Here is a 3,032-nt window from a genome sequence, read left to right on the forward strand (position 1 = left end):
AGGTATCTTTAAGCTGAATACATAGGCTTTTAGAGGCGAACTCGGGGAACTGAAACATCTAAGTACCCGAAGGAAAAGAAATCAACCGAGATTCCCTAAGTAGCGGCGAGCGAACGGGGAGCAGCCCTTAAGCTGAATTTAGGTTAAAAGAACGCTCTGGAAAGTGCGGCCATAGAGGGTGATAGCCCCGTATTTGAAAACCTATTTTGAGTGAAAACGAGTAAGGCGGGACACGTGATATCCTGTCTGAAGATGGGGGGACCATCCTCCAAGGCTAAATACTCCTGACTGACCGATAGTGAACCAGTACCGTGAGGGAAAGGCGAAAAGAACCCCTGTGAGGGGAGTGAAATAGACCCTGAAACCGTGTACGTACAAGCAGTGGGAGCCGTCTTAGTACGGTGACTGCGTACCTTTTGTATAATGGGTCAGCGACTTACTTTCAGTGGCAAGCTTAACCGAGTAGGGGAGGCGTAGGGAAACCGAGTCTTAATAGGGCGTTGAGTCGCTGGGAGTAGACCCGAAACCGGGCGATCTATCCATGGGCAGGTTGAAGGTTGAGTAACATCAACTGGAGGACCGAACCGACTACCGTTGAAAAGTTAGCGGATGACCTGTGGATCGGAGTGAAAGGCTAATCAAGCTCGGAGATAGCTGGTTCTCCTCGAAAGCTATTTAGGTAGCGCCTCATGTCTCACCTTGGGGGGTAGAGCACTGTTTCGGCTAGGGGGTCATCCCGACTTACCAACCCGATGCAAACTCCGAATACCCAAGAGTGCAATCATGGGAGACACACGGCGGGTGCTAACGTCCGTCGTGAAAAGGGAAACAACCCAGACCGCCAGCTAAGGTCCCAAAATTCTGGTTAAGTGGGAAACGATGTGGGAAGGCTTAGACAGCTAGGAGGTTGGCTTAGAAGCAGCCACCCTTTAAAGAAAGCGTAATAGCTCACTAGTCGAGTCGGCCTGCGCGGAAGATATAACGGGGCTCAAACCAGATACCGAAGCTGCGGATGCTTAGATTTATCTAGGCATGGTAGAGGAGCGTTGTGTAAGCCGTTGAAGCGGAAGGTGGGAACCACCGTGGAGGTATCACAAGTGCGAATGCTGACATAAGTAACGATAAAGGGCGTGAAAAACGCCCTCGCCGGAAGACCAAGGTTTCCTATCCAATGTTAATCAGGGTAGGGTGAGTCGGCCCCTAAGGTGAGGCAGAAATGCGTAATCGATGGGAAACGGGTTAATATTCCCGTACCGGCTGTAACTGCGATGGGGAGACGGAGAAGGCTAGGCCAGCATGGCGATGGTAGTCCATGTTTAAGGGTGTAGGCTGAGTGAGTAGGCAAATCCGCTCGCTTAAAGCTGAGACCTGATGACGAGCACCTTTTAGGTGTGAAGTGGTTGATGCCCGGCTTCCAGGAAAATCCTCTAAGCTTCAGGTTACAGACGACCGTACCCCAAACCGACACAGGTGGTCAGGTTGAGAATACCCAGGCGCTTGAGAGAACTCGGGTGAAGGAACTAGGCAAAATGGTGCCGTAACTTCGGGAGAAGGCACGCCGGTGATGGTGACGAGATTTACTCTCTGAGCTGTCGTCGGTCGAAGATACCAGGTGGCTGCGACTGTTTATTAAAAACACAGCACTCTGCAAACACGAAAGTGGACGTATAGGGTGTGACGCCTGCCCGGTGCCGGAAGGTTAATTGATGGGGTTAGCGCAAGCGAAGCTCTTGATCGAAGCCCCGGTAAACGGCGGCCGTAACTATAACGGTCCTAAGGTAGCGAAATTCCTTGTCGGGTAAGTTCCGACCTGCACGAATGGCGTAACGATGGCCACACTGTCTCCACCCGAGACTCAGTGAAATTGAACTCGCTGTGAAGATGCAGCGTCCCCGCGGCTAGACGGAAAGACCCCGTGAACCTTTACTATAGCTTCACAGTGGACTTTGACATTACTTGTGTAGGATAGCTGGGAGGCTTTGAAACTTGGACGCCAGTTCGAGTGGAGCCGATCTTGAAATACCAGCCTGGTACTGTTGAGGTTCTAACTCAGATCCCTAATCGGGATCGAGGACATTGTGTGGTGGGTAGTTTGACTGGGGCGGTCTCCTCCCAAAGAGTAACGGAGGAGCACGAAGGTACCCTCAGGCTGGTCGGAAATCAGCCAATGAGCGCAAGAGTAGAAGGGTGCTTGACTGCGAGACAGACACGTCGAGCAGGTGCGAAAGCAGGTTCTAGTGATCCGGTGGTTCTGTATGGAAGGGCCATCGCTCAACGGATAAAAGGTACTCCGGGGATAACAGGCTGATACCGCCCAAGAGTTCACATCGACGGCGGTGTTTGGCACCTCGATGTCGGCTCATCACATCCTGGGGCTGAAGCCGGTCCCAAGGGTATGGCTGTTCGCCATTTAAAGTGGTACGCGAGCTGGGTTTAGAACGTCGTGAGACAGTTCGGTCCCTATCTGCCGTGGGCGTTTGAGATTTGAGAAGAGTTGCTCCTAGTACGAGAGGACCGGAGTGAACGAACCTCTGGTGTTCCGGTTGTCACGCCAGTGGCATTGCCGGGTAGCTACGTTCGGACGGGATAACCGCTGAAAGCATCTAAGCGGGAAGCCCCCTTCAAGATGAGATCTCACTGGGCCCTAGAGGCCCCTAAAGAGCCGTTCGAGACCAGAACGTTGATAGGCAGGGTGTGTAAGCGTTGTAAGGCGTTGAGCTAACCTGTACTAATGGCTCGTGAGGCTTGACCATATAACGCCGAAGGCGTTTGGTTGATGAGTTATGACGATTGATACGACGGTTGAAGCTTGTATTGAACGAGACAGAGAATTCTATTTCTAAGGTTTAGATTGTTCCCAGTTTTGTCTGGCGACCATAGAGACGTGGACCCACCTGATTCCATTCCGAACTCAGAAGTGAAACGCGTCATCGCCGATGGTAGTGTGGGGTTTCCCCATGTGAGAGTAGGTCATCGCCAGGCATTTATTTAGAGAAGCCCCTGATTCCATGAGTCAGGGGCTTTTTGCTTTT

2 rRNA genes are annotated in these 3,032 nt (G+C 52.0%); both read left to right on the top strand.

The features are described 5' to 3' along the window. Positions 1-2,753, top strand: a 23S ribosomal RNA gene (locus F5971_RS18215); the annotation flags it as partial. 113 nt (positions 2,754-2,866) lie between these two features. Next, a 5S ribosomal RNA gene (gene rrf, locus F5971_RS18220) occupies positions 2,867-2,982 on the top strand. Positions 2,983-3,032: the final 50 nt, after the last annotated feature.

The sequence above is a fragment of the Nitrincola alkalisediminis genome (assembly GCF_009821115.1).
GTDB lineage: Bacteria > Pseudomonadota > Gammaproteobacteria > Pseudomonadales > Balneatricaceae > Nitrincola > Nitrincola alkalisediminis.